The following is a 22405-nucleotide window of genomic DNA, read 5'->3' as shown; positions in this document are numbered from 1 at the left end:
GGATGAACCAGATCATCGGCACGCACGCGATCGTCGCGACGAACACCAGCCACCAGCGCAATGTGATCGAGATGAAGGCAGAACGCGTGGCTGACAACGTATTCGCTGGCACCGGCGGTGGGGGAATATCGGCGTTCAACTGGCACTTTCGGTAGGAGGCTGGACGACGTCGCGTCGGCGAACTGCTGGCAGGAGGTAGCGCTCCGGACGATCAGGACCCGCACCGCCGCCCATAGCGATGAGGACGATCGGGACCATCAGTGCCAGGAACAGACCTACCAGCCATGTGGCCAGCAGCCAGCGCATTCGTGGATATCGGCCCGTGTCGCGGTCGATGATGACCAATCCGAAGACTACCTTCCCGATAGTCGTGTGGGTCTTGGCTTGCACGAGTACGCGATCGATGAAGGAGATGAGCAGGAAGCACCCGATGATGGCACCCACGCTGGGGCGCAGCGCATTCCAGTCCTCCTGTGCTATCGCATGTTGGGCAGCGGGGTTGCCGACGAGGACCAAGCAGGCAGCGATCGATACGTGTGCCGCGACATCGAGCAGATAGGCGAGTATGCGCCTGAGCGTGCGGGGCGTGGGGAAACTGTCATCATCCAGTCCGCCGAAGAACTGACCTTCCGGATGCCCCTTCGGCGGTCGCATCATGAGACCGCGACCGGTCCGCACGAGTGTGAAGCCTGTCGCTGTGTCGGCAGCAGGTTTCGGGCTTGCGGCTGTGTGTTCGCGGAACCTCAGCCGCGGTGGTTGTGTCGATGACATGCGGAGCTTTCGCGGGGTCGGGTGCCGGGTGTCGTTGAATCCGCCGAAGTCGGGTGGGGGCTCGACAGGCCCGGGTGGCGGGACGATGTCGTTCGTCAATTGACACCTTCGATGGCGTGCCAGCGGTCTGTTGAAGATTCTGCTCCGAGCTCTGCTCGTAACGTGGGATTCGCGATATAGAAATCAAGGTACCGGTATAGGGCAATGCTGTCGACGGCGAGCCGCGGGCATTCAACAATGATCCAATTCGGGTGCAATGACTTGCCCATGTTCCATAGCCGGCTCGGATTGTCGGAAAGTTTGAAAAACGGACGATAATAGCGGTGGGAGCATTGTGCGGAACTGATTCCGGCGATGTTGAGCAACCGCTGCTGGGGTTGCAGATTGAACGACGCGTGGAGTCTGTTTACCTCGGCCCAGTTGAGCGTGACCTGTGAGGTCCAGTCGTGATAGATGATTGAATCAGCAGACAAGACCAATTTCCCGGGTCGGAGCTGGCCGACTGCAGCGAGAACCAGTGGAACCAAATGAAAACGACCCGATAGTCCCGAATATGATAGTGAGCGGCCAATGGATGCCATCGTCTGAGGTTGCCGATCCATATGAGGCAAGCAGCGATATCGTCGCGAAGCATAGGAAAATGGCTTGGGGTAGCCAGAAGTAGACCTTGGATCCGGGCACGATCAGCACTGGTTGGTCGCGCTCCTCGGCGAGACGGACCGTGCGATCGAAAAATGGCCCCGATTGCGGGCGAAGCGCAAGGGTGAGCATAAGCGCCATGCTGATTCCGAAAACAATGACATATTTTGATGCGCTAACAGCAATCGGCTCTCCACTGCGGAGCATGGAAATGCTGATACCTGTGGCGAGGATCGTGAGAATTACGGCGGTCGAGGTCGAGAGTATGCGGCGTCGCATGAAACCTCTTGGTTGAATGAACCATGGGTCTGCTATCGCTCTATTCTCGGAATGTCGCATTCCAGCCTCTCGAGACTACGTCACATTATGTCGAAGGACCGATGATGCCATCACCGACGGAATCTCGGTGCCTCACGTGGTTCGGTTGTTCGGATTCTGAACCCGAGGGGCTCGTGGTTGTGGCGGTGGGCGGACTCCCGCCGTTCGGTGCACCGGCTCGCACATCGCGGCGGCGGACGGCGGGCAGCATGTACCGCTCGGGGCGTTCGGGGCCGATGCCGTCGAGCGACATCAGGGCGAACGGTAGCTGAATTGCCAAGAGTCCACTGACAAGCCACGAGGCGAGCAACCAGCGCATTCGTGGATAGCGGCCGGTGTCGCGGTCGATGATGACCAGGCCGAAGACAGCCTTTCCGATGGTCGTGTGGGTAATCGTCTGGAGAACTACTCGGTCGATGAACGATGCGAGCAGTGAGTAGCCGATCACCGCGACCCAATTGATTTGCAGCTCAGTCCATTCCCGGTGTGTTACCGCGAATTGAGTGGCGGGGGAGCTGACGAAGAACGTGCCGAGGCCGATCGTCACGTGAGCGACGACGTCGAGCAGGTAGGCCAGTGTGCGTCGAAGTTTCCGAGGTGAGTGGAACCTGACGTCGTCCAGTCCTCCGAACAGTGCGGCCGGCGGGTTTGTGCTCGGTGAACGCGTGGAGGGGTGGCCGCCGTTATGTCGAGGTTCGGATTCGTGTGGAGTGGAGTTTTGCAACAGCTCCGATGGCGATGCCGGATCCGAGCCGGACGGTGCAATCGCGCGACCGAACTGTGGCGGGGTGTGAATGCCTGATCGGTGCGCTAACCGGGAGCGTGCGCCCCCTGGCTGCGCGATCAGACCAATCTTGTCAGGGTCTCCGGCGAACCAGGCGAAATGGTCATCGATACCGAATATGCGAGAGGAGGATTTTCCGAGCAGCAAGGTCACGGTGATGGATCCCTGATCATCGATCAGATGAACCCATTCTTTGGCTGCTGGACGGTGGAATTCGACTTGCCATTTCGTCCAACGGTGTCGCGCGGCTCGCCACCGTCGGACAGAAGCTCGCACCATAGCCAAGCCAGTTATGCTGATCGCCAGGAATGCCAGGAAGGCGACCTGGGCTGCCGGACCTGCCCAGGTTGGCGCCGCTCCCCCAGTCGTATCGGTTTCGTCGTTCAAGTGTAAGAATGCTGCCCCGCAGGCTAATCCGAGAATGAGGGTGAGGATCGCACGGAGCGTGGTCCATGCCAGTGTCCACCGGGTACTCGGGGTACTCCACGCTCTTGGCAACTGCAGATCCATGCCGGTCATAGCGTCAGGCTGCTGGTTCCGGCGGTGGTGGACCGGAACTGAATCGATGCGGCTAGCGACATCATCATCGGCCGAAAATTTTGTCCGTATGCAATGTCGGCAGTTGAGAGTATCGCGGTGGCTATTCGGCTGCCGTCGTCGGATGGGATGATCGCCTCGATCTGGTGAATAGTTGCTGTTGGCCGGTCATCATCGCTTTTGTCAGCACCAACGCGGTACGTAGGTGTCGATTCGCTGAAGAGGAGGGTCCGGCCACCTATGTTGACAGCCTCCATGTATATATCGGGCCTGTCGGTGGTTCTTTCTGCTACGAGGTCGGCAATTCTCAGGCGAGGATTTCGGGCCGAATCGTACTTGAGTATCGAGAGGGTCAACCACGATGTAACGAGGATCCCGTCGGGCGCAGCGTGTTGCCCGATCCCGCAATAGCAGGAGTTCTGCTCCCGTAGATCGGATAGGAGATTTGCAATCACTTGCGCCGCCTCGGCGAACGTATCGTAGGCATCACCGAGTTGACGCTGCACGATAGATTCAGACCTGGCGATTGCGGTCGGAATATCAGTGAGCGGCAGCTCGTGGTAGCCGCCTGGTATGTTCGCGGTGATTGTGGTGGGGTATTCGTCGATTGGGTTATTCAACTGAAGTCCAATTCGTTGTTGGACAGATCGATCCCCTTATAGGAAGAGCCCGTGAATCGCTGCATTACTGCCAGTGCCCGCGCGGGGCTTGCTTCAGCGGCGTCTTTCCCAACGGCCGTTGTGAGCTCGAGCAATGAATGCACTCCCGTAGTAGCGCCTGACGATGCGAGCTTGTCGGTGACACCGAAGACATTTCTGTCCGTGAACGCACGTGCAACGAGTCCTGGATCGGCCGCACCGTCATTCCAAGCATTCCATGTTTGTGTGAAACGGCCGACGTCGTCGGCACCGCCTCCGAGCGTCAATGCTTTTCCGGCTTTGAGCACGCCGCCCACTCCGGGGAGGACGCTGAGCGCATCACCTGCGATCCGGCCGGCGGCACCCGCCTTCTCTGTTGCGCTTCCGTGTAGCAGGTCGTCTCGGAGCTCGTCGTCGGTCGCGTCCAATGCGAGGGCGCCCGCTCCGGCAGCCAGCGAGATACCGAGTGCGACGCCACTGAACGGTGGCGGCGTGATGATTGCCAGCAACCCGCCGACTGCGGCTGTCGTCGAGAGAACTGTGTGGATATCGTCGCGATTTCGGTCGATCCAGTCCAAGAATTCATCCCAGATGCTCTTGTCCGGCTCACTGGGGGAGAAGTTGGCGGCGGCGTCGAGTTCGGTGGCGATGGTTCTGGCCTTCGCCGTGTGGTTGGTTTGGAGGCTGGTGGCGCGGGCGATAATCGCGTCGATGGCGGACTGGCAGTTGTTGACTGCGGTGGCGGCGGTGCTCAGTTTCGTGCTTGCCGCGTCGAGGCGGGACTGGGCGGCGGCCAATTGGGCTGAGTCGGTGAAGGTTTGGTTGGCTAGGCCGAGGTCGGGGTTGGTCTTGGCCTGTTGGAGTGCGGTGACGGCTGTGGCGTGTTCGGCGCGGGCGGCGGCGGCTTCGGTTTCCAGGCTTTTGGCGGTGTCCTGGAAGCCGATGAGGTCGGCGTGCCAGGTGGTGATCAGGGTGGATGCCCCTTGGAGGGCTGACTGGGCGCGGTCGAGATCTTGGGACAGGGTCGCGTCGTAGTTGTCGCGAAAGGCTTGGCCCGCATCGCCTTTCCAGACGTCGTCGTTGTTGTTGCGCAGGCGGTTGAGCAGGGCATTGGTTTCGGTGACGGCGTCGGCGGCTGCCTTGACCTTGGTACTGAGGGTGGCGACCTGGGCCGCGTCGCCCGGGGTCGGATTGAATCCCAGGTTCGGGTACGGGTTCGTTGTCACTGGCCGTTCACTCCCGGCACGGACGCTTGCGGGGCGATTTGCGTGCCTGTCATCGCGATCAACAACGCCGTCGACTTGTCGAGGTCCTGGTACGCGGTGCTGCATTGGGCGACACCGTCGGCGGTGACTTTCGCGGATTCGCAGATTCGTTCGATGCCGTATTCCCAGCGGCGCTGGAAGTTGTCGGCGGACTCGTTGAGCGTGGTGGTGCCGATGTCGGCGTTGCCGTCCTTGGACATTGCTTTCATGACGTCGGTGAGTACCTGTTCCGAGCCGCGTAGTGATTGGACGGTCTTGTTCAGTAGGTCGATGTCGGCCTGGAAGATTCCTGCCATGTTCCCTCCCCTTTTGCTATCTGGCTGGTAGAGCGGCTTCGACGGTGCTGGCGGCTTCGTCGATGTGGTCGCAGCCGACCCAGGTGGTGAAGGCTCCAGAGCTGCCGACACGCACGTCGATCGTTGCGTCAGGCCCGGGGAACGCAATGTTGCACGACTCGGCAGCGCGTTTTGTGCTGAACAGCGCTTCTTTGCCATTTACCGTCGTCTGCCGAGCGCCCTCATAGTTGCGGCCGCGCATCTCGTCGAGGGTGATGTTCGTTGAAGAGATCGTTAAAGAGCCGACCTCGAGCTGCTGACCTCGGATAGCTTCTTTCCGCGAGAATTCGCAGCCGATGAACGCGTAGTCATCGAAAACGAAGTCAACGCGCTTCCTCGTCGTCGGATCGAAGCCCAGCGCGGCGGGCACAGCGTCATCGATTCTCGAACACGGATCGAACGCGACTGTCCGCCGCCCGCTGGATGGCTGAGTGGGTGGGGGAGCGACCGGCGCGGCGATCGCAACTGGAGGACCGGTGTCACCCGAGGTATTCGTGGGCTGGGGTTGGGTTGTTGATGGTGAGCACGCTGCTAGCACCAGGCCGCAAACCAGGGCTCCTGCGAGGGTTGCGAGATCTCGCATCGGCTACGCCTGCCCGTCGGTTTCGCGCTGGAGCATGGCGATTCGTTGGCCACTGAGCGCATCTGCTTCGGGAAACTTGTTCGCTGCGCAGAGCAGACCCTCTTGCATCTGCATCGCCGCATCGATCAGTTGCCCGACCACCTCGAGGCCGCCTGTCGCCTTATCTGCGAACCCCTTCTGCAGTTCCTGTGCTGACGGGAATCCACCGAACCCACTAACGCGGCTTGCCTGGTCGAAGTGGGTCCGAACGGCGATCAGGTCACGAATCATCGTGTCGTACAACGACACAACCGCCATCGCCGCAGTCGGATCGAAGCTGAACTCACCTGCCCTCGCGGACTGGGTGAACGCTGAGATCTCTTCTCGGCCGTAGTCGATTTCGATGGTCATCGGTCATCCTGTCGTTTCGGCGTGGCGTGGAAGTAGCCGCGTTTGCTGATCTCGCGGGCGAGAACCGCGGGGTCGGCGGGCGTGACGGTGGTGTCGTTGTCGTCGACCTCGATGAGGTAGCGGCCGCTCGCGAATTGACCTGGGGGGATATCGATCCAGCTCAGGTATCGGATGGGGCGGGTGCCGGGGTCGCGTTCGATGACGAAATAGCCTTCGGCGCTGCGGCTTATCCGCATCAGTTTGCGGATGCGTTCGTCGACGGGGAGGCGGCCTTCGGCGTCACGGGTCCAGTGGGTCGGCGATTCCTCGCCTCGGACTCGGGGTGTGTAGCCGAGCATCGGGCCCGCACCGCCGGGTTCGGCCTTGGGCAGGATCGCTGCCAGATGGGCGGGTACCAAGGCGCGGGAGACGAGGGCGAGGCGGACGTCGCCGCCGCCTTCGTTCGGGGTGAAACGTTGTGCGGCAACGACACCGAGCCCGTCGAGTGCTGCTCCGTGGCTGCGGATCTCGGTGTTGCCGATGGTGCTGACGCAGGCCACCCGGGTGTCGGCGTTGGACAGGATGGTGAACACCGCGGACAGGCCGCGGTCACCGCCTCGGGGGAAGCGTTCGCTCAGGACGGTTCGTAGTTTGTCGGCGTCGGCTTCGGTAGTGGGGGTGGTGCGGACGGCGAGGGGGTCGGGGTGGTCGTAGGCGTCGTCGAAACGGGTTTCTTGGCGCCAGACCCAGGCGAATTCGTCGCAGGTCAGGGTCCAGGTCGGGGGTTTGGTCATCGGTCGGTGCGCTCGTTTCCGGCGGGAGCGGGCTCCGTGGTGCCGTGTTCGGCGAGCAGCGCCGCGACTTCGGGGGGCAGGGTCGGCGCGGTGGGTTCGATCGACGACTGGCTGGGTGCGGAGGTGGTCGGTGCGCTCGCTGCTTCGGCCGGCTGATCGAGCAGCGACGCAACCGGGGGTGCGGAGAGGGCTGATGCGGTGACGTTCGGTGTGGGTTCGCTCAGCTCGTCCACTGGATCGTCGCCGATGACGCCGGCGAGAACGTGTGTGGTGTCGAGCAATTCGGGTTGCACGCCGCGCAGGTAGTCGGGGGAGCTGTGTTCGTCGTCGGAATCGCCGGGTTTGCGTCCTGCGCCTGCGCCCGCTCCCGGCATCATGCCCATGCCGGGTGTGCCTGCGCGCGATCCCGCGGCGGACCCGCCTGACGCGAGAGTTGCTCCGACACCGGGTGATTGGGGTTGGCCGGGTACTGCCGCACCGGCACCCGGGGCGCCGAGACCGCCGGGTGAGCCGCCGCTGCCGAGCGGTGAACCCGTGCTGCCCAGCGGGGAGCCCGAACCTGACGGGGTCGAACCAGTGGGAGTGGTGGCCGCAGGCGCGGTGCTCGCGGGGGATGTGTCGTCGGTGTCCGTCGGCGTCGTGCTGGGACTCTCTGCCGCTGACGAATCGTCGTCGGTCGATGCCGGGCTGGTCGGCTCTTGTTCGGTCGCGGGAGTCTCTGGCTCCGTTGGTGTTTCAGCGGTCGGGCTACTGGCTGCCGGCGAACCGGCGTTCGGCGATCCGTCGGATGGTGACCCAGCGGATGGCGAGCCGCCCCCGGAACCGTCCGGGTTGCCGCCGGAACCAGGTCCGCCGGGCACTACCGAGTAGGACGGAACGCCCGAACCGGTCGGTGGGATCGTCGGGGTGTAGATCCGGTTCATGGTCGCCTGCGCGTCCAGTTCCGCCTGCCGTTGGGCTTGCCGGTCGACCGTCGCCACCACGGGGCTGGTCAGGCCGGGGATGACCTGGATGTAGTTGTCGTCGGGTTTGGCCGCGACGATCTGCGCTGTCGGCGCCTGCACGGCCATCCGGATCGCCTCCACGGCGGGGCCGACGATGTCGAGACGGGTCTTCATCGCCTCGCACACCTGGGCCATCTGCTGGATCGAGGTGTTGAGCGCGGCGATCCCGGCGCGCACGGCGTCACCGCTGGCACCGGCCCATTCACCGTGCGCCAGTAGCGCATTCGCGCTGGTCTGGTGGGTGGTCGCGATGCGGGTGAGTTCGGTGTCGATGGTGTTCCAGGTTTCGCGCAAGGTGTTGATGGTGGTGACGCTCATGCCACCCTGGCCGCCCTTGCCGTGGACGCCTTCGTAGATCTGTTGATGGGAGAGACCGTCGAACTCGTCGACGGTCTTCACGTAGTCGGGATCGGTTCCCGCCAGCTTGTCGCGCAGCGCCTGATCGATCGACTGCGTCCGCGACAGTGCGTCGATGACCTTCTGATTGTTCGGAAACACCGCGTTGAGTGCGGCCGCGTCCAGATTCGTAAACGGAAACATCGGATTGGACGGCGGATTGTCACCGGTCATTTCTTGCCCCTCCCACAGGTGATTTCGCTCAGACGCTCGCGGCAAGCCGATCGACGATCGTCATCGTCTGGACGGTGGGGAGCAGTGACTCGCGCAGGCGCCACTCCTGTTCGACAACCACGAACCCCCACCCGCGTCGGGCCATCTATAGATGGCAATTCCCAGACGCGCACATAATGCCATCTATAGATGGTCGACGCGAGTGTGATGGCTCGGAAGCCTCTTAGGGATGTCCGAGTCCGCCGTTGAGAAGCAGCTCATGGCGATTTTGGGGCAGCATCTGGCCACGCTGCGGGAGGCGAGGGGCCTCACCCAAGAGGCGGTGGCGGAAGCTGCGGGCATCAGTCGGAACTACTACCAACTGCTCGAGAACGGCATGGGCAATCGCAAGACGAAGAAGCCGCCGAACCCGAGGTTCTCGACGCTGATCGGGCTGAGCGAGGCCCTCGACACGACGGTCCCCGACCTCGTCGACGTGATGTTCGGTCGCAGCGCGAGCTGACGCGGAGGTCGCGTCTCGCGAGGGACTACAACACGAGGTCGGTCAACTGGTCCCAATCCAGGTTGATCCGGATGGGCAGTTCGACCGCGAACGCGGTGCCGGGCTTCAAGATTCGGGCGAGGCGGTAGTGGCCTACGCCGTGGTCGAGGGCGTAGGTCTCGATGGAACTGACATCGGCGTCGGTGATGCTGACGAGCCAGTACCAGGGGATGCCCGCTGCCGCGTACTCGCTCATCTTCTCGAGGCGATCGGTCTTCACGTGGCTCGGCGAGATGACCTCGACAGCGATCTTCAGGTGGCGGGCGGGCACTGGTCGTACCTCGGACGGCACGCAGTCGAACAGTGCGATGTCCGGTCGCCGGATCGTGGCCCGAGGGATTTCCCAGAGCACTACGTCGAAATCATGGTTGGTGTCGAGGCAGGACGACGGGTCCTCGGACATGTATTCCTTGGCCGCGGCTTCGAACATCGCGAGCAGTCGATGGACGGCTTTCTGATGTGCCCGCGTCGGTGACTCGCAGCGGACAGCGTCGCCATTGACGACCTCGACCAGGCGGCAGAACTCTTCGGGGAGTTCGCGCCAGATATCGAGGGTGATCGGCTCGGGCTGAACGTTGTCCGGCCGCGCCCAATCGAAGATCGCTGACATGGTCTGGAGTCTATCGAGTGCGGCGGTCGGTCGCGTCCGCGATCGTTCTGTGCCGCTCCTTCACTCCTCGGTCCACGTCGTCCAGCTGTCTGTGGTGAGGGTGAGGTGGAAGGGGGTGGGGAGTTCGATTGGTTCGCCGAATTTCCACTGGCGGTGGTTGCCGTAGGTGCCTGCGGTGCGATCGGGGGACCAGAACAGGGTGGCGCAGCCGGCCTGGGGGTCGCGGTCTATGAGGAGGTAGAAGGGGACGCCCGAGGCTGCGTAGCCGTTCCATTTGGTGCGGCGGCGGCGTGGGCGCAGGCCGGGTGGGCGGTCGTCGGCGGCGTTGGAAGGCGATGTCACCTCGACGGCGAGGGCCAGTTGGGCCGGGTAGACGCGCGGCGAGTCGGCGGCGAGCAGGGCCGCGTGGGTTTCTCGGTCCAGGAGGAAGAGGTCGGGCACGTAGCCGTCTTGGATCTCGATCAGGCTCAGGTCGACATTGGTCGCCAACTGCCAACGACTCGATTCGTCGGCGTACACGGCCCGGGATGCCGACTGAACTACGTGCCCGTGGCCGAAACTTGGACAAGGTGACACGACAACTTCCCCCCCGATGATTTCGACGCGACTGCCATCCGGGACGTGGAGATACTCGTCGAGCTCACCGCGCTCCCACATCGCGAAGGCGGAATCGGGCATCTTCATCGGTCCACGAACCTCTGCGGTGGTCATTGCGGCCAACCTCCTCTTACAGCGTGTCTGAAAACCAAGTGGTTTCAGATACCGCCCTTCTCGGGCGTCGTCGGTTCACGCCACAAGTGTGGCGTGAACTTCGGTTCCCGCGTCAACCGGGACTGTTTCACCGACACCCGCAGGGTGTCGGTCAGCGCCTTCCCGTCGGCGGACATTTGTAACCCGGCCTCCTGCTCGGGGGTCCGGGGATCGTGAAAAGTCCTGCTGCATTGTCGGCCACAGCGCAAGATTGATCGCCGCGTTGCGGTCACGGTCTACACGAAAACCACATCCACAGAAGAACACTCGATCCGCCAACGACAAGTCGGCGTTGATTGCCCCGCAGGCCGAGCACCGTTTACTCGACGGATACCAACGATCCGCGACAGTCACCGTGCCACCACGCCAACCCTGTTTGTAGACCAAAAGGCGAGCGAAGTCGGCCCATCCGGCATCACCGATCGCACGAGCCAAACGGCGGTTACCGAGCATCCCTGTCACATTCAGATCTTCGATCACGAGCCGGTCGTGGGTTTTGACCAGCTGGTTGGCGACCTGATGCGCGAAATGGCGGCGAATGTTGGCGATTCGGTGATGATGACGGCCCAACTTGGCGACTGCGCGCTGACGGTTGCGTGAACCTTTCTGTTTGCGTGACACCGACTTCGCCAGACGGCGTTGCCCGGCCAGCCGGGTAGTCAACGGTCGCGGCATGGTATCGATACGGGCGACCTCGGTTCCGTCGCTGGTCGCGGCGACCGCAAAGACGCTCAATCCGCGATCGATCCCCACCCACCTGTCGGCGTCGTCGGGTTGACGTGGTCGGTGGTGGTGGTTGGGGTGCAGGTCGGAGGCTTCGACTGTCAGGCTGATCCACCACTGACAGGCACGGAAGGTCACGGTGGTGTGGAGATCTTCGCCCGGTCCTTGGCGAGCATGCGGCGCAACCGGCGGGTGTCCTCACGGACCCTGATCGCACCGATCCCGGGCAACGTCACCGACCGCGCGGACTCGGTGTCACCGACTCGGATCCCCGCCCGCCCGGTTTTCGCGATTCTGTTGCGGAGCCGAAAAGAGGGAACCGATTTGTCCTTTTTCTTGAAGCGAGGGAATCTGACTGGTCTGCCCGCGCGTTTACCGGTCCGTGAGTCCGAGAACGCGGTAAGAGAGCGACCGCAGTCGACGGCGGCTTCCTCGAAAACCTGCTGGCATACCTGGGTTCGCCAGTCCAATCCGGTGACCTGCACTTCGGTGTCCCCATTGGTGCTGACTGCGAAGACTCGGCCTGCGGCTTCGGTTTTCTTCCAGGTGTTGAACGTGTTGATCAGGTCGAACCCGGTCCACGGCACCCGGTGGTCGGGGCAGCTTTTGCGGGTGGTGAGCGCGGCTTTCACGAAAGCCAGGCTTTGGTTGAACGCGAACCGCGCTGCCCCGGCATGCCGTTTGAGCACGATGGACTGCTCGACTGTGGGGTCGAGGCAGTACCGGAAGGTGGTGTGGCGGCTCATCGTCGACGAGTGTGACACAAGCCACCGACATCAATAGTTCGCGAGCTCGCTGCCGTCTATCCCCTCGGGGTTCTGTGGATAACTTCGGGGTTGTGGATAGGGCTCAGTTCACCTGTGGCGTGGACTCGACCAGTTCCGGGTAGTCGAGGAGGTCGATATCGTTGGCGGCTTTGTCGCCGTATTTGAGCATGAGGGTGAACAGGCGGGAGCCGAGGAACCAGTTGCGGACCTTGATTCCGGGCGCAGTCTTCGGGGCGAGGAAGGGGCCCGCGTTGCTGTTGCCCGCTATTTTGGCGTAGCGCTTCATGATTCGGTCATAGTTGGCGAACGCTGTCACGTGATCGCCAGCGGCGCAGGCCAGTTCGCCTGCGAGGACGTAGGCGCCGACGATGGCCAGTCCGGTTCCGAAGCCTGCCAGGGTGTTTCCGTAGGCGGCGTCGCCGATGAGGGCGGTGCGGCCTCGGGTGTAGGTGCCGTTCATGCGGACCTGGCTGATGGAGTCGAGGTGGATGTCGTCGAAGTCGGCGAGGTCGGTGAGCATGCGGGGGGTGTGCCAGGTCATGTCGGCGAAGGTTTCGGTGATGATGCGGCGTTGGGCGGCGGGGTCGTTGCGGGGGTAGTCGAGTTCGGGGGCGGCGAACAGGTACATCTGCTGGGCTTTCGGGCCGCCGTCGATGGCTAGTTTGCCGGGGGTGTTGTGGGCGTAGCCGGTGGCGCGTTCGCGGGGAGTGGTCGTGTCGCTCGCACCTGCGACGCAGTAGTAGTAGCCGAGGTGTTTCACGTAGTCGGCTTCGGGGCCGAACGCCAATTTCCGTACCCGCGAATGGATTCCGTCGGCGCCGAGGACGAGGTCGAAGGTGCGGGGTGGGTTGTGCTCGAATCGCACGGCCACACTGTCGCCGGTGTCGTGCAGGTCGGTGATGGTGTCGCCGAAGAGGTATTCGACGGTGGCGGCGGTTGTGTCGTACATGATCTCGGCCAGGTCGCCGCGCAGGATCTCGAGGTCGCCACCGGTGAACTCGCCCGACATCAGGCCGAGCTCGCGCCCGTTGTCGTCGACGAACACCATGTCGGTGGTGCCGGTGCGGCGGGCGCGAACTTCGTCGAGGATGCCCATTCGCTCGAGCACTTTCAGGTGGGTCTTGCCCTTGAAATCCACCGCCTGACCGCCTGCCCGAAGTGCGGGGGCGCGTTCGACGACGGTGACGGAGAAGCCGTAGCGGTGCAGCCAGTAGGCGAGGGCGGGCCCGGCGATGCTTGCGCCGGAGATGAGGACAGTACGCATGGGGGAACTCCTGGAGATCTGTGTCCGATGGAATCTGTATCCGGTGGATGCAGATCAGAGTATGGTAGACACAGTTTCGCGTCAAGACGAAAGGATGAGCAGATGCCGACCACTGTCGAGCTGCTGTGGGGGACCGCGCAGCGCCCCAAGCGCGGGCCCAAACCCGCGCTCACCCTCGACGGGATCGTCGCCGAAGCCATCGCGCTCGCCGATGCCGAGGGGCTGGCGGCGCTATCGATGCAGCGGCTGGCCGAACGGCTCGGATTCACCAAGATGTCGCTGTACCGGTACGTGCCGGGCAAGGAGCAACTGACCGCGCTGATGCTCGACGCGGCAATCGGTGAGCCGCCGAATTCCGCAGATGTGCAACAGGATTGGCGTTCGGGATTGCGGGACTGGGGTACGGCGATCTTCGCGCGCTACCTCGCGCACCCGTGGGCGATCGAGCTCACCCTCGGCGTGCGCCCCTTCGGTCCCAATGAGATGGGGTGGACCGAGGCCGCGCTCATCGCGTTGGCAGGCACCGGCCTCACCGGTTCGGAAAAACTCGACACGATCGTCCTGCTCAACGGTCACGCCCGCAATCTGGCCCAGCAGGTCGCGTCGATGAGCGGCGAGGGCGAAGTGCAGTTCACCGAGCAGTTCACTGCGATGATGGCCGCCGCGGCGGGCCGCTACCCGGCGGTCGGCGCGGCCTTCGCCGAGGAAGTCGCCGCGCCCGCCGGGAAAGGCGGCCCGGACGACGCCCTGCGTTTCGGCGTCGACCGCATCCTGGACGGACTCGCCGTGCTGATCGACCAGCGAAACTGAACGGACCCCTGGTCCCGCCGCGATCGGCACCCTAGGCTCATCCCATGACCGATCAGCTGCCCGAGCCCGCCGTCACCATCGTCCGTGAGTTCTTCGGCGCGCTCGAACTCGGCGTGGTCGACGAGGCGCTCGACCTTCTCGATCCCGCGATCGTCTGGAAGAACACCTCGCTGCCGACCCTGCGCGGCAAGAACCGGGTCGCCACCGTGTTGCGCGGCTTGGATCGCCCGAAGCTCGGGTTCTCCGCGGACATGCACCACATCGCCGCCGACGGTGACATCGTGCTCACCGACCGCACCGATTACCTGCACGTCGGTCCGGTGCGGATCGGCTTCTGGGTGAGCGGCACCTTCGAACTGCGCGACGGCCGAATCGTGCTGTGGGACGACCACTTCAGCAAGGGCAATGTCGTGCGCGGCGCCGTCGTGGGCGTGGTGAAGGCGATCACCGGGCGCTGATCACTGGTGCTTGCGTAAGTAGTCCAGGTAGGTGGGTCGCAGCACGTCGGCCAGTTTTCCGTCGCCCGCATGGATGTAGTCGTCGATCATCGGCACCACGTATTTGATGTCGGCCGAGCTCTCGCCGAGGTCGCCCGCCTCGGCCTGGGCCGCCGGAATCGACTTCAGCAGGTCCCACAGGAACTTCACGTCGCCGTGGCGCACGGCCGTCTTCACCGCGCGGTCGTGCAGTTCCTTCGACGACAGGTTCTCCAGATCATCGGCCATGGCATCGACTGTAGCGCTCGGCGGCGCACGCACGCCGGATCCGCCACGACAGTGGTGGTTAACGACAAATTCACGGACACGTGCGCCGGTCCAGCAGCGCGACCGCGAATTCGGCGGTAGCGTCGTAAATGCGAGTCGCGTCGGTGTGATTCGTACGGGAGGTCCTGACCGTGACTGAGCTACTCAGTGCGAGAGGGCCGGCACCTGGCCCTCGGGGCGGTTGATCCAAACTGCCCACAAGGACGGACCGGTCCAGCGAGATCGTTCGCGCGGGTGCCGTGCGAACACATAAGGAGCCCACCGTGACTGCTGCACGCTCCGTTTCCGCTTCCGCGAAGCACACGGCCCCGGCCTCGGCCCAGAAGAAAGGGGCTCGCCCCTCACGTTCCGGTCGCAAGACTTTTGTTGTCGACACCTCCGTACTCCTGTCGGATCCCTGGGCCGTGACCCGGTTCGGGGAACACAGTGTGGTCCTACCCCTGGTCGTGATCAGTGAGCTGGAGGCGAAACGGCACCACCACGAGCTCGGCTGGTTCGCCCGCGAGGCACTGCGCATGCTCGATGACCTGCGGGTTCAGCACGGCAGGCTCGACCAGGCGCTGCCCATCGGCACCGAGGGCGGCACCCTGCAGGTAGAGCTCAACCACACCGATTCGTCGGTGCTGCCCGCCGGATTCCGTTCCGACACCAACGATTCCCGCATCCTGGCCTGCGCGCTGAACTTCTCGGCCGAGGGCGAGGACGTGGTGCTGGTGTCCAAGGACATCCCGCTGCGCGTCAAGGCGAGCGCGGTCGGATTGGCGGCCGACGAGTACCACGCGCAGGACGTGGTGACCTCCGGCTGGAGCGGGATGGTGGAACTCGACGTCGCGGGCGCGCAGATCGACCAGCTCTACACCGATGCGGTGATCGACCTCGACGAAGCGCGAGAGTTGCCCTGCCACACCGGTGTTCGGTTGCTGGGCAGCAGCTCGAGCGCACTGGGCCGGGTCACCGCCGACAAGCGGATCCAGCTGGTTCGGGAGCGGGAGGCCTTCGGTCTGCACGGGCGTTCGGCTGAACAGCGCATCGCCCTCGATCTGCTGCTCGACGAGAGCATCGGGATCGTGTCGATGGGTGGGCGCGCAGGCACCGGAAAGTCGGCGCTGGCGTTGACCGCCGGGCTGGAAGCGGTGCTGGAGCGGCGGACTCAGCGCAAGGTGGTCGTGTTCCGGCCGCTCTACGCCGTCGGCGGGCAGGAACTGGGCTATCTGCCGGGTTCGGAGAGCGAGAAGATGGGCCCGTGGGCACAGGCCGTCTTCGACACGCTGGAGGGGCTGGCCAGCAAGGAAGTACTCGAGGAGGTGCTCAGTCGCGGCATGCTCGAAGTGTTGCCGCTGACCCACATTCGTGGCCGGTCGCTGCACGATTCGTTCGTGATCGTCGACGAGGCGCAGTCCCTCGAGCGCAATGTGCTGCTCACGGTGTTGAGCCGCCTTGGCACAGGCTCGCGGGTGGTGCTCACCCACGATGTCGCCCAGCGCGACAATCTGCGGGTCGGCAGGCACGACGGTGTGGCGGCGGTGATCGAAAAGCTCAAGGGGCACCCGCTTTTCGCGCACATCACCCTTACGCGCAGCGAACGCTCGCCGATCGCGGCGCTGGTGACCGAGATGCTCGAGGAGTACGGACCGAACGCGTAATCGGCGGCAATCGGGCCGCGTCGCGGCCCGAATCCGTTTGATTACCGCGAACAGTGGGTATTATCCGCTCCGACACCAATCCAGCAACGGCTCGGCGAACTACGTTCCGCCGGGCCGTTGCGGATGTCGGCCAGGCTGGCGAGGGTGCGAGCCCCGCGAGCCACTCGCGAGAGGATGGATATGAACCACTTCGCTCGACGTACTGCCGCCGGAAGCGCCGCGGTCCTGGCCGCAGCGGGTCTGCTGCTCGCCGCGGGCTGCAGCGATGACAACAAGGACAAGGCCAAGGACGCGGTCGCCTCGGTGACCTCCGCCGTCGGCGCCCCGGGTGGCAGCGCCACCACCGAACCCGGCGCGGGCGGGATGACCACCACTCCCGGCTCGGAAACCACCTCCGGCTCGGAAACCACCTCCGGTGCGGCCACCAGTGGGGCGGCAGGCGAGTCGACCACCATCTCCACCCCGAACGGTGACATCACCGTCTCCGGCGAGGTGTACAAGAAGTACATGGCGGCAGGCGGCGCGAGCAGCCCGCTCGGCGCACCGGAAGAAGCCCAGGAATCCGGCCCCAACGGCGGCGAGTACCAGGACTTCACCGGCGGCACCGTCTACTGGAGCAAGGACACCGGCGCCCATATCGTGTGGGGCGACATCCGCGAAGCGTGGGAGGAGAACGGCGGCGCCAACGGCACGCTTGGCTACCCGACCAGCGACGAGAAGGACATCACCGGCGGCAAGCAGAGCGACTTCACCGGTGGCACCATCACCTGGGTCAACGGTCAGACCACGGTGACCCCGAAGTAATACCAGCTCAGCGTTGCCTTCCGCCCAGCGCGGGGACCACGGTTCACCCCGTAGGTCCCCGCGCTTGCGTAGGAAGTACTAGGTTGTCGGGGTGCAGAAAACTTTGACCGACCGCGAGCTGCTGGATTCGCTCGCGGACGAGGTGGAACTGAACATCCGTCGCCACATCGAGGCGGCCGACGCCTGGCAGCCGCACGAGCAGGTGCCGTGGTCGGACGGGCGCAACTTCGCCTTCCTCGGTGGCGAGGACTGGACCCCGGAACAGTCCGAGCTCAGCGACACCGCCCGGCTCGCGCTGACCGTGAGCGTGCTGGTGGCCGACAATCTGCCGTCCTACCACCGTGAACTCGGCAAGCACCTGCGCACCGGTCCCTGGTGGCGCTGGGTCGGCCGGTGGACAGCGGAGGAGAACCGCCACGAGATCATGATCCGCAACTACCTCATGCTCACGCGCGCGGTGGACCCGATCGCGCTCGAGCGGGCCCGCATGCAGCACATGACCGACGGTTTCAACCGTCCCCCCATGCACCTGATCGACGTGCTGGCCACCTGTGCGTTCGAAGAGGCCGCCGCCGCGATCCGGCACCGCAACACCGCCGCGCTCGGCGAGAACCCGATCGTCACCGCGATGGCGGAGAAGCTGGCTGCTGACGACGAACTGCAGGCGGAGTTCTTCGCCGTGCTCGTCGCCGCCGCTCTCGACCTGGTGCCCGACCAGGCAGTGCGTGCGATCGCTGATCGTGTCGCCGACTTCCGTGTGCCGCATGTGGATCTGCCCGGTGGTGGATCCAGTGACGAGGCGCTGGCCGAGGCGGGTATCTACGACCCGTCCAAGGAAGGCGAGCTGGTGTTCAAGCCGCTGCTGCAGCGTTGGAACATCTTCTCCCGCACCGATTTCAGTGAAGAGGGCGAGAAGGCTCGCGCGGAACTCGCGCACCTGGCCTGATCGTGCACAGCGAACGGCCGTCACCTCCTGGCACACGCTGAGCGTGGTGCGGGAGGTGACGGCCGTTCGGCGTTTCAGCGGTCGACGTCGGCCATGGCCAGCACGTCGAGCTTGCGGTCGAGCTCTTCCAGCGAGAGCTTGTCGGGGACGAGCCCGCGATCGATGACGGTCTGACGGATCGTCTTCTTCTCGCGCAGCGCCTGTTTGGCGACGGCGGCTGCCTCCTCGTAACCGATCGCCGAGTTGAGCGGGGTGACGATCGACGGCGAGGATTCGGCGAGCATGCGAAGGTGCTCCTCGTTGGCGACCAGACCGCTGATGCACTTGTCGGCGAACAGCCGAGAGACGTTGGCCAGCAGGCGAATCGACTCGAGCAGGTTGCGTGCCATCACCGGAATGTAGACATTGAGCTCGAACGCGCCGCTCGCCCCGCCGAACGCGATCGCCGCGTCATTGCCAACCACCTGCACCGCCACCTGTGTAACCGCCTCGGGCAGAACGGGATTCACCTTGCCGGGCATGATCGAACTTCCCGGTTGCAGGTCCGGCAGCTGCAATTCGCCCAGCCCCGTCAGCGGGCCCGAACCCATCCAGCGGATGTCGTTGGCGATCTTGGTCAGGCTCACCGCGATGGTGCGCAGCGCACCCGAAGCTTCGACGAGCCCGTCGCGCGCGGCCTGGGCTTCGAAGTGGTCGCGGGCTTCGCGTAGTGCGTCGATTCCCGTGGTGCGCACCAGTTCCGCGACAACCTTCGCCCCGAAACCGGCGGGCGCGTTCATGCCCGTGCCGACCGCGGTGCCGCCGATCGGCAGCTCACCAAGGCGCGGCAGCGTGGCCATCGCACGCTCGATGCCCGCCGCGATCTGGCGGGTGTAGCCGCCGAACTCCTGGCCGAGCGTCACCGGCACCGCGTCCATCAGGTGGGTGCGGCCCGACTTCACCACGGTGCGCCACTGCTGCGACTTGTCGAGCAGGGCCAGTCGCAGATGTTCCAGTGCGGGGACGAGTTCGGTGATCACGGCCTCGGTGGCGGCCAGGTGCGTCGCGGTGGGGAAGGTGTCGTTGGACGACTGCGACATGTTCACGTCGTCATTGGGGTGCACGGTCACGCCGTTGCGGGCGGCGATCGAGGCGATCACCTCGTTGGCGTTCATGTTCGAGCTGGTGCCGGAACCGGTCTGGAACACGTCGATGGGGAACTGGTCGTCGTGCTCGCCGTTCGCGATCTCGTTCGCCGCCGCGATGATCGCGTCGGCCTTCACCGGGTCGAGCAGGCCCAGATCCTTGTTGACCTGCGCGCAAGCGGCTTTCAGCAGACCGAGCGCGCGGATCTGGGCTCGTTCGAGTCCTCGTCCGCTGATCGGGAAGTTCTCGACGGCCCGCTGCGTCTGCGCCCGCCACAGTGCATCGACGGGGACGCGAACCTCCCCCATGGTGTCGTGTTCGATCCGGTACTGCCCGTCATCGTCAGCCATAGTTCGACCCTAGGACGAGAACACCGGGAATGGTGGCCACACACCAGCGCGAAATCCCACATCCGTGGCAGGAATACTCAGTCGGTGGGCCAGACCGCGCGCACCTCGTCGGCATAGTGCTCGGCCTGCGCGCGACCGGCGCGTGCGGCGTCGTCGACGCGCACCGGGTCCAGATCGTTGGGGCCGATGGCCTTGCGGCAGGTCCCGTTCGGGGTGATCACGGTGACCTTCGCCGAGCCGAGATGGGCGAGCTGGCTGGCGATCCGGCCGCTGCGACGCGGGGTGAGAATGTTGGATGCGAGCCCGACGATGCGATCGTAGCCCTTCGCCAGGTCCAGATTCAACGGCGAACGGACCCCGCCGTCGAGGTAGGTGTGGCCGTGTACCGATGCGGCGGGCCAGGCGAACGGGATCGCGCAGCTCGCGTTGACGGCCTCGGCGAGCGTCACGTGGCTGTCGCTGTCGAAGACCTTCAGTTTTCCGGTGTCGGCGTCGACCGCGGTGATCCACAGCGGCCGCTTCGGCCAGGTGCGTTCGGGTAGTCGCGAGGACACCGCGGCCAGTCGGAGCACCGGGTCCACCTTGGACTTGCCGCGCGAGGCCCTCGCGATCCGGCGGGCGGCGCTGGTCTCGTTGCGCGCGGTCCGCCCGACCAGCCCCCAGGTGGCCAATTGCGAAACCGTGAGCCGGTTCGGGATCTCGGCGAACAACGGCTTCAGTTGTTTCTCGTACAGCTCGTCGGTGGTCAGCTTGCTGCGGATTTGCGCGCCGACCACCGCGCCAGCCGACGTGCCGATCACCAGATCGGCTGTTCGCAGGTCGATCCCGGCGTCGGCCAGACCGGCGATCATGCCGATCTGCCAGCCGATACCGACGATGCCGCCGTTGCCGAGGACCAGGGCGGTGCTGGGCGTTCCCATAGTTCGACTATAGGGACGCCCAGCCCCGGATCACGGTAGCGGCGGGTTCGCGCTGTCGTCGCCGTCGAAGTCGACCGAGGAGTACTCGCGCAGCTTCTCGAGGCGGTGGTAGGCGTCGATCATGCGCACGGTGCCCGACTTGGACCGCATCACGATCGACTGGGTCGAGGCGCCGCCGGGGTAGTAGCGCACGCCGCGCAGCAGGTCACCGTCGGTGACGCCGGTCGCGCAGAAGAACACGTTGTCGCCGGAGACCAGGTCGGTGGTCGAGAGCACACGGTCCAGGTCGTGGCCCGCGTCGAGGGCCTTCTGCCGCTCCTCGTCGTCCTTGGGGGCCAGCATGCCCTGCAGTTCGCCGCCGAGACAGCGCAGCGCGGCGGCCGCGATGATGCCCTCGGGAGTGCCGCCGATGCCGACCAGGATGTCGACGCCGGACTCGGGACGCGCGGCCGCGATGGCGCCGGCGACGTCACCGTCGGAGATGAGGCGGATGCGGGCGCCGGCGTCGCGGGCCTGCTGGATGGTGTCCTCGTGGCGGGGACGGTCCAGGATGCACACGGTCAGGTCGGAGACCGAAAGACGCTTGGCCTTGGCCACGCGGCGGATGTTCTCGCCGATCGGGGCGGTGATGTCGATCGAGCCCGCGGCGTCGGGGCCGACGGCGATCTTGTGCATGTAGAACACCGCGGACGGGTCGAACATGGCACCGCGCTCGGCGACCGCCAGCACGGAGATGGCGCCGGGGGAGCCCTTCGACATCAGGGTCGTGCCGTCGACCGGGTCGACCGCGAAGTCGACCTCGGGGCCGGTGCCGTCGCCGACGAGCTCACCGTTGTAGAGCATCGGCGCTTCGTCCTTCTCGCCTTCGCCGATGACGACGATGCCCTTCATCGAGACCGAGCTGACGAGCTGACGCATGGCGTCGACCGCCGCGCCGTCGCCACCTTCCTTGTCGCCACGGCCGACCCAACGGCCACTCGCCATCGCGCCTGCCTCGGTGACGCGGACCAGCTCGAGTGCCAGGTTGCGATCGGGTGCCTCGCGGCGGCTGGGAACGGGCGAGGTGGGCGTCATTGCGGAGTGCCTCCTTGGCGTTGGTGATACGGGTGCATTGTCGCATTCCGAAACGGCACGCCCGTGCACGACCTCCTGCGACGACCCCTGAGCGGCCTGGTCACGGCTCGAGTGGATACTGATAGCCGTGTCCCAGAAGAAGCACCGCATTTTCAACGACTACCGCGATCTGTTCTGGTCGTTGATCCCGTTGGTGCTGGCCGCGGTCGTGCTGGCGGGTGTCGCGAGCCAGTGCTCGGTGGCAACGAACGGCCCCACCCAGGGTCAGATCCCGCATTTCGACGCCACCGCCGCCCTGAAGTCCGACGCGAAGACGCTGTCGTTCCCGATCCGCCAGCCCGCATTGCCGCAGGGTTGGGTGTCGAACTCGGGCAGTCGTGACACCATTGCCGCCGCCGGTGGGGGCGATGTGAGCACCGTCGGCTACATCACACCGCAGGGCACCTACATGCGGTACTCGCAGAGCAACGCCTCCGAAGAGGCGCTGTCGCGGCACGTGCTGAAGTCGCGGTATCCGACCGGGACGACGGACGTGGCGGGCCAGAAGTGGGTGGTCTACGACGAGCCGACCGAGGAAACCGGGTGGATCGCCGACCTCGGCGGGGTGCGGATCCTGATCACGGGTGCGGGCAACGAGGCTGCGTTCACCACGTTGGCCACCGCGATCACCAGCGCACAGCCGCTGGCCAAGTAAGGCCCGCGACTCC

General features: G+C 64.8%; 27 protein-coding genes. 8 read left to right on the top strand and 19 right to left on the bottom strand.

Annotated features, from left to right (window positions below; genetic code table 11):
* Nucleotides 1-2 precede the first annotated feature (2 nt).
* Nucleotides 3-155 (top strand): hypothetical protein, encoded by a 153-nt coding sequence (locus ACFWUP_RS06765; RefSeq protein WP_379231515.1) that lies wholly within the window; start codon nucleotides 3-5, stop codon nucleotides 153-155.
* Here ACFWUP_RS06765 and ACFWUP_RS06760 read toward each other — a convergent pair.
* The 10 genes from ACFWUP_RS06760 to ACFWUP_RS06715 all read right to left on the bottom strand — a co-directional run bounded on the left by ACFWUP_RS06760 (nucleotide 136) and on the right by ACFWUP_RS06715 (nucleotide 8607).
* Nucleotides 136-657 (bottom strand): RDD family protein, encoded by a 522-nt coding sequence (locus ACFWUP_RS06760; protein ID WP_379231513.1) that lies wholly within the window; start codon nucleotides 655-657, stop codon nucleotides 136-138. The two genes, ACFWUP_RS06765 and ACFWUP_RS06760, sit on opposite strands and share 20 nt — an antisense overlap.
* Nucleotides 658-866: 209 nt before the next feature.
* Complete coding sequence (locus ACFWUP_RS06755) at nucleotides 867-1352, bottom strand: hypothetical protein (protein WP_379231511.1); 486 nt, start codon at nucleotides 1350-1352, stop codon at nucleotides 867-869.
* A 422-nt stretch (nucleotides 1353-1774) separates the two neighbouring features.
* Entirely contained in the window at nucleotides 1775-2665 is an 891-nt protein-coding gene (locus ACFWUP_RS06750) for an RDD family protein (protein ID WP_379231509.1), read from the bottom strand.
* A 362-nt stretch (nucleotides 2666-3027) separates the two neighbouring features.
* A complete protein-coding gene (locus ACFWUP_RS06745) occupies nucleotides 3028-3669 on the bottom strand; it encodes a hypothetical protein (RefSeq protein ID WP_379231507.1) in 642 nt (213 codons plus the stop codon).
* The gene (locus ACFWUP_RS06740; protein ID WP_379231505.1) at nucleotides 3666-4913 is read right to left on the bottom strand and encodes a hypothetical protein; all 1248 of its coding nucleotides are present in this window, start codon (nucleotides 4911-4913) and stop codon (nucleotides 3666-3668) included. Before ACFWUP_RS06740 ends, ACFWUP_RS06745 begins: the two co-directional genes overlap by 4 nt.
* Nucleotides 4910-5248, bottom strand: a complete 339-nt coding sequence (locus tag ACFWUP_RS06735) for a hypothetical protein (RefSeq protein ID WP_379231503.1) — start codon at nucleotides 5246-5248, stop codon at nucleotides 4910-4912. The genes ACFWUP_RS06740 and ACFWUP_RS06735 overlap by 4 nt, the downstream gene beginning before the upstream one ends.
* Before the next feature lie 16 nt (nucleotides 5249-5264).
* A complete protein-coding gene (locus ACFWUP_RS06730; RefSeq protein WP_379231501.1) occupies nucleotides 5265-5870 on the bottom strand; it encodes a DUF3558 family protein in 606 nt (201 codons plus the stop codon).
* A gap of 3 nt (nucleotides 5871-5873) precedes the next feature.
* On the bottom strand, nucleotides 5874-6260 hold the full coding sequence (locus tag ACFWUP_RS06725; protein WP_379231499.1) for a hypothetical protein: 387 nt from the start codon (nucleotides 6258-6260) through the stop codon (nucleotides 5874-5876).
* Entirely contained in the window at nucleotides 6257-7033 is a 777-nt protein-coding gene (locus ACFWUP_RS06720) for an ESX secretion-associated protein EspG (RefSeq protein WP_379231497.1), read from the bottom strand. The genes ACFWUP_RS06725 and ACFWUP_RS06720 overlap by 4 nt, the downstream gene beginning before the upstream one ends.
* Entirely contained in the window at nucleotides 7030-8607 is a 1578-nt protein-coding gene (locus ACFWUP_RS06715; protein WP_379231495.1) for a hypothetical protein, read from the bottom strand. The genes ACFWUP_RS06720 and ACFWUP_RS06715 overlap by 4 nt, the downstream gene beginning before the upstream one ends.
* A gap of 229 nt (nucleotides 8608-8836) precedes the next feature.
* On the opposite strand from ACFWUP_RS06715, the gene ACFWUP_RS06710 reads away from it, so the two are divergent.
* Nucleotides 8837-9109 (top strand): helix-turn-helix domain-containing protein, encoded by a 273-nt coding sequence (locus tag ACFWUP_RS06710; RefSeq protein WP_379231493.1) that lies wholly within the window; start codon nucleotides 8837-8839, stop codon nucleotides 9107-9109.
* A gap of 25 nt (nucleotides 9110-9134) precedes the next feature.
* Here the strand turns inward: ACFWUP_RS06710 and ACFWUP_RS06705 are convergent, their stop codons facing one another.
* From ACFWUP_RS06705 to ACFWUP_RS06685, 5 genes are all read right to left on the bottom strand, one after another.
* A complete protein-coding gene (locus tag ACFWUP_RS06705; RefSeq protein WP_379231491.1) occupies nucleotides 9135-9758 on the bottom strand; it encodes a Uma2 family endonuclease in 624 nt (207 codons plus the stop codon).
* A gap of 60 nt (nucleotides 9759-9818) precedes the next feature.
* The gene (locus tag ACFWUP_RS06700) at nucleotides 9819-10469 is read right to left on the bottom strand and encodes a Uma2 family endonuclease (protein ID WP_379231489.1); all 651 of its coding nucleotides are present in this window, start codon (nucleotides 10467-10469) and stop codon (nucleotides 9819-9821) included.
* 75 nt (nucleotides 10470-10544) lie between these two features.
* A complete protein-coding gene (locus tag ACFWUP_RS06695; protein ID WP_379231487.1) occupies nucleotides 10545-11369 on the bottom strand; it encodes an RNA-guided endonuclease InsQ/TnpB family protein in 825 nt (274 codons plus the stop codon).
* Entirely contained in the window at nucleotides 11366-11977 is a 612-nt protein-coding gene (locus ACFWUP_RS06690; RefSeq protein ID WP_379231485.1) for a helix-turn-helix domain-containing protein, read from the bottom strand. Before ACFWUP_RS06690 ends, ACFWUP_RS06695 begins: the two co-directional genes overlap by 4 nt.
* Before the next feature lie 103 nt (nucleotides 11978-12080).
* Nucleotides 12081-13262 carry an FAD-dependent monooxygenase gene (locus ACFWUP_RS06685; RefSeq protein WP_379231483.1) on the bottom strand — a complete coding sequence of 394 codons (1182 nt, stop codon included), beginning with the start codon at nucleotides 13260-13262 and terminating at the stop codon, nucleotides 12081-12083.
* A 102-nt stretch (nucleotides 13263-13364) separates the two neighbouring features.
* On the opposite strand from ACFWUP_RS06685, the gene ACFWUP_RS06680 reads away from it, so the two are divergent.
* Together ACFWUP_RS06680 and ACFWUP_RS06675 are read left to right on the top strand one after the other, a co-directional pair.
* Nucleotides 13365-14072 (top strand): TetR/AcrR family transcriptional regulator, encoded by a 708-nt coding sequence (locus ACFWUP_RS06680; RefSeq protein ID WP_379231481.1) that lies wholly within the window; start codon nucleotides 13365-13367, stop codon nucleotides 14070-14072.
* A gap of 44 nt (nucleotides 14073-14116) precedes the next feature.
* Nucleotides 14117-14530: a limonene-1,2-epoxide hydrolase family protein gene (locus tag ACFWUP_RS06675; protein WP_379231479.1), complete on the top strand. Its 414-nt coding sequence runs from the start codon at nucleotides 14117-14119 to the stop codon at nucleotides 14528-14530.
* On the opposite strand, the gene ACFWUP_RS06670 is transcribed toward ACFWUP_RS06675, so the two are convergent.
* Nucleotides 14531-14797 (bottom strand): hypothetical protein, encoded by a 267-nt coding sequence (locus tag ACFWUP_RS06670; protein WP_379231477.1) that lies wholly within the window; start codon nucleotides 14795-14797, stop codon nucleotides 14531-14533.
* Between the two features lie 302 nt (nucleotides 14798-15099).
* Here ACFWUP_RS06670 and ACFWUP_RS06665 point away from each other — a divergent pair, with 302 nt between their 5' ends.
* From ACFWUP_RS06665 to ACFWUP_RS06655, 3 genes are all read left to right on the top strand, one after another.
* A complete protein-coding gene (locus ACFWUP_RS06665) occupies nucleotides 15100-16479 on the top strand; it encodes a PhoH family protein (RefSeq protein ID WP_379231475.1) in 1380 nt (459 codons plus the stop codon).
* A 180-nt stretch (nucleotides 16480-16659) separates the two neighbouring features.
* A complete protein-coding gene (locus ACFWUP_RS06660) occupies nucleotides 16660-17283 on the top strand; it encodes an esterase (RefSeq protein WP_379231473.1) in 624 nt (207 codons plus the stop codon).
* Between the two features lie 91 nt (nucleotides 17284-17374).
* Nucleotides 17375-18229, top strand: coding sequence for an acyl-ACP desaturase (locus ACFWUP_RS06655; protein WP_379231471.1), 855 nt, complete (start codon nucleotides 17375-17377; stop codon nucleotides 18227-18229).
* A 74-nt stretch (nucleotides 18230-18303) separates the two neighbouring features.
* Here ACFWUP_RS06655 and ACFWUP_RS06650 read toward each other — a convergent pair whose 3' ends face one another.
* The 3 genes from ACFWUP_RS06650 to glpX all read right to left on the bottom strand — a co-directional run bounded on the left by ACFWUP_RS06650 (nucleotide 18304) and on the right by glpX (nucleotide 21698).
* The gene (locus ACFWUP_RS06650) at nucleotides 18304-19704 is read right to left on the bottom strand and encodes a class II fumarate hydratase (RefSeq protein WP_379231469.1); all 1401 of its coding nucleotides are present in this window, start codon (nucleotides 19702-19704) and stop codon (nucleotides 18304-18306) included.
* Nucleotides 19705-19781: 77 nt separating this feature from the next.
* Nucleotides 19782-20624, bottom strand: a complete 843-nt coding sequence (locus ACFWUP_RS06645) for a patatin-like phospholipase family protein (RefSeq protein WP_379231467.1) — start codon at nucleotides 20622-20624, stop codon at nucleotides 19782-19784.
* 30 nt (nucleotides 20625-20654) lie between these two features.
* Entirely contained in the window at nucleotides 20655-21698 is a 1044-nt protein-coding gene (gene glpX / locus ACFWUP_RS06640) for a class II fructose-bisphosphatase (RefSeq protein ID WP_379231465.1), read from the bottom strand.
* 127 nt (nucleotides 21699-21825) lie between these two features.
* Between glpX and ACFWUP_RS06635 the strand changes: the two genes are divergently transcribed.
* A complete protein-coding gene (locus tag ACFWUP_RS06635; RefSeq protein WP_379231463.1) occupies nucleotides 21826-22392 on the top strand; it encodes a DUF4245 domain-containing protein in 567 nt (188 codons plus the stop codon).
* Nucleotides 22393-22405: the final 13 nt, after the last annotated feature.

The organism is Nocardia sp. NPDC058658 (assembly GCF_042716665.1).
In the GTDB taxonomy this organism is placed as follows: Bacteria; Actinomycetota; Actinomycetes; order Mycobacteriales; family Mycobacteriaceae; genus Nocardia.
This window is presented reverse-complemented; position numbering and strand designations above follow the sequence as displayed.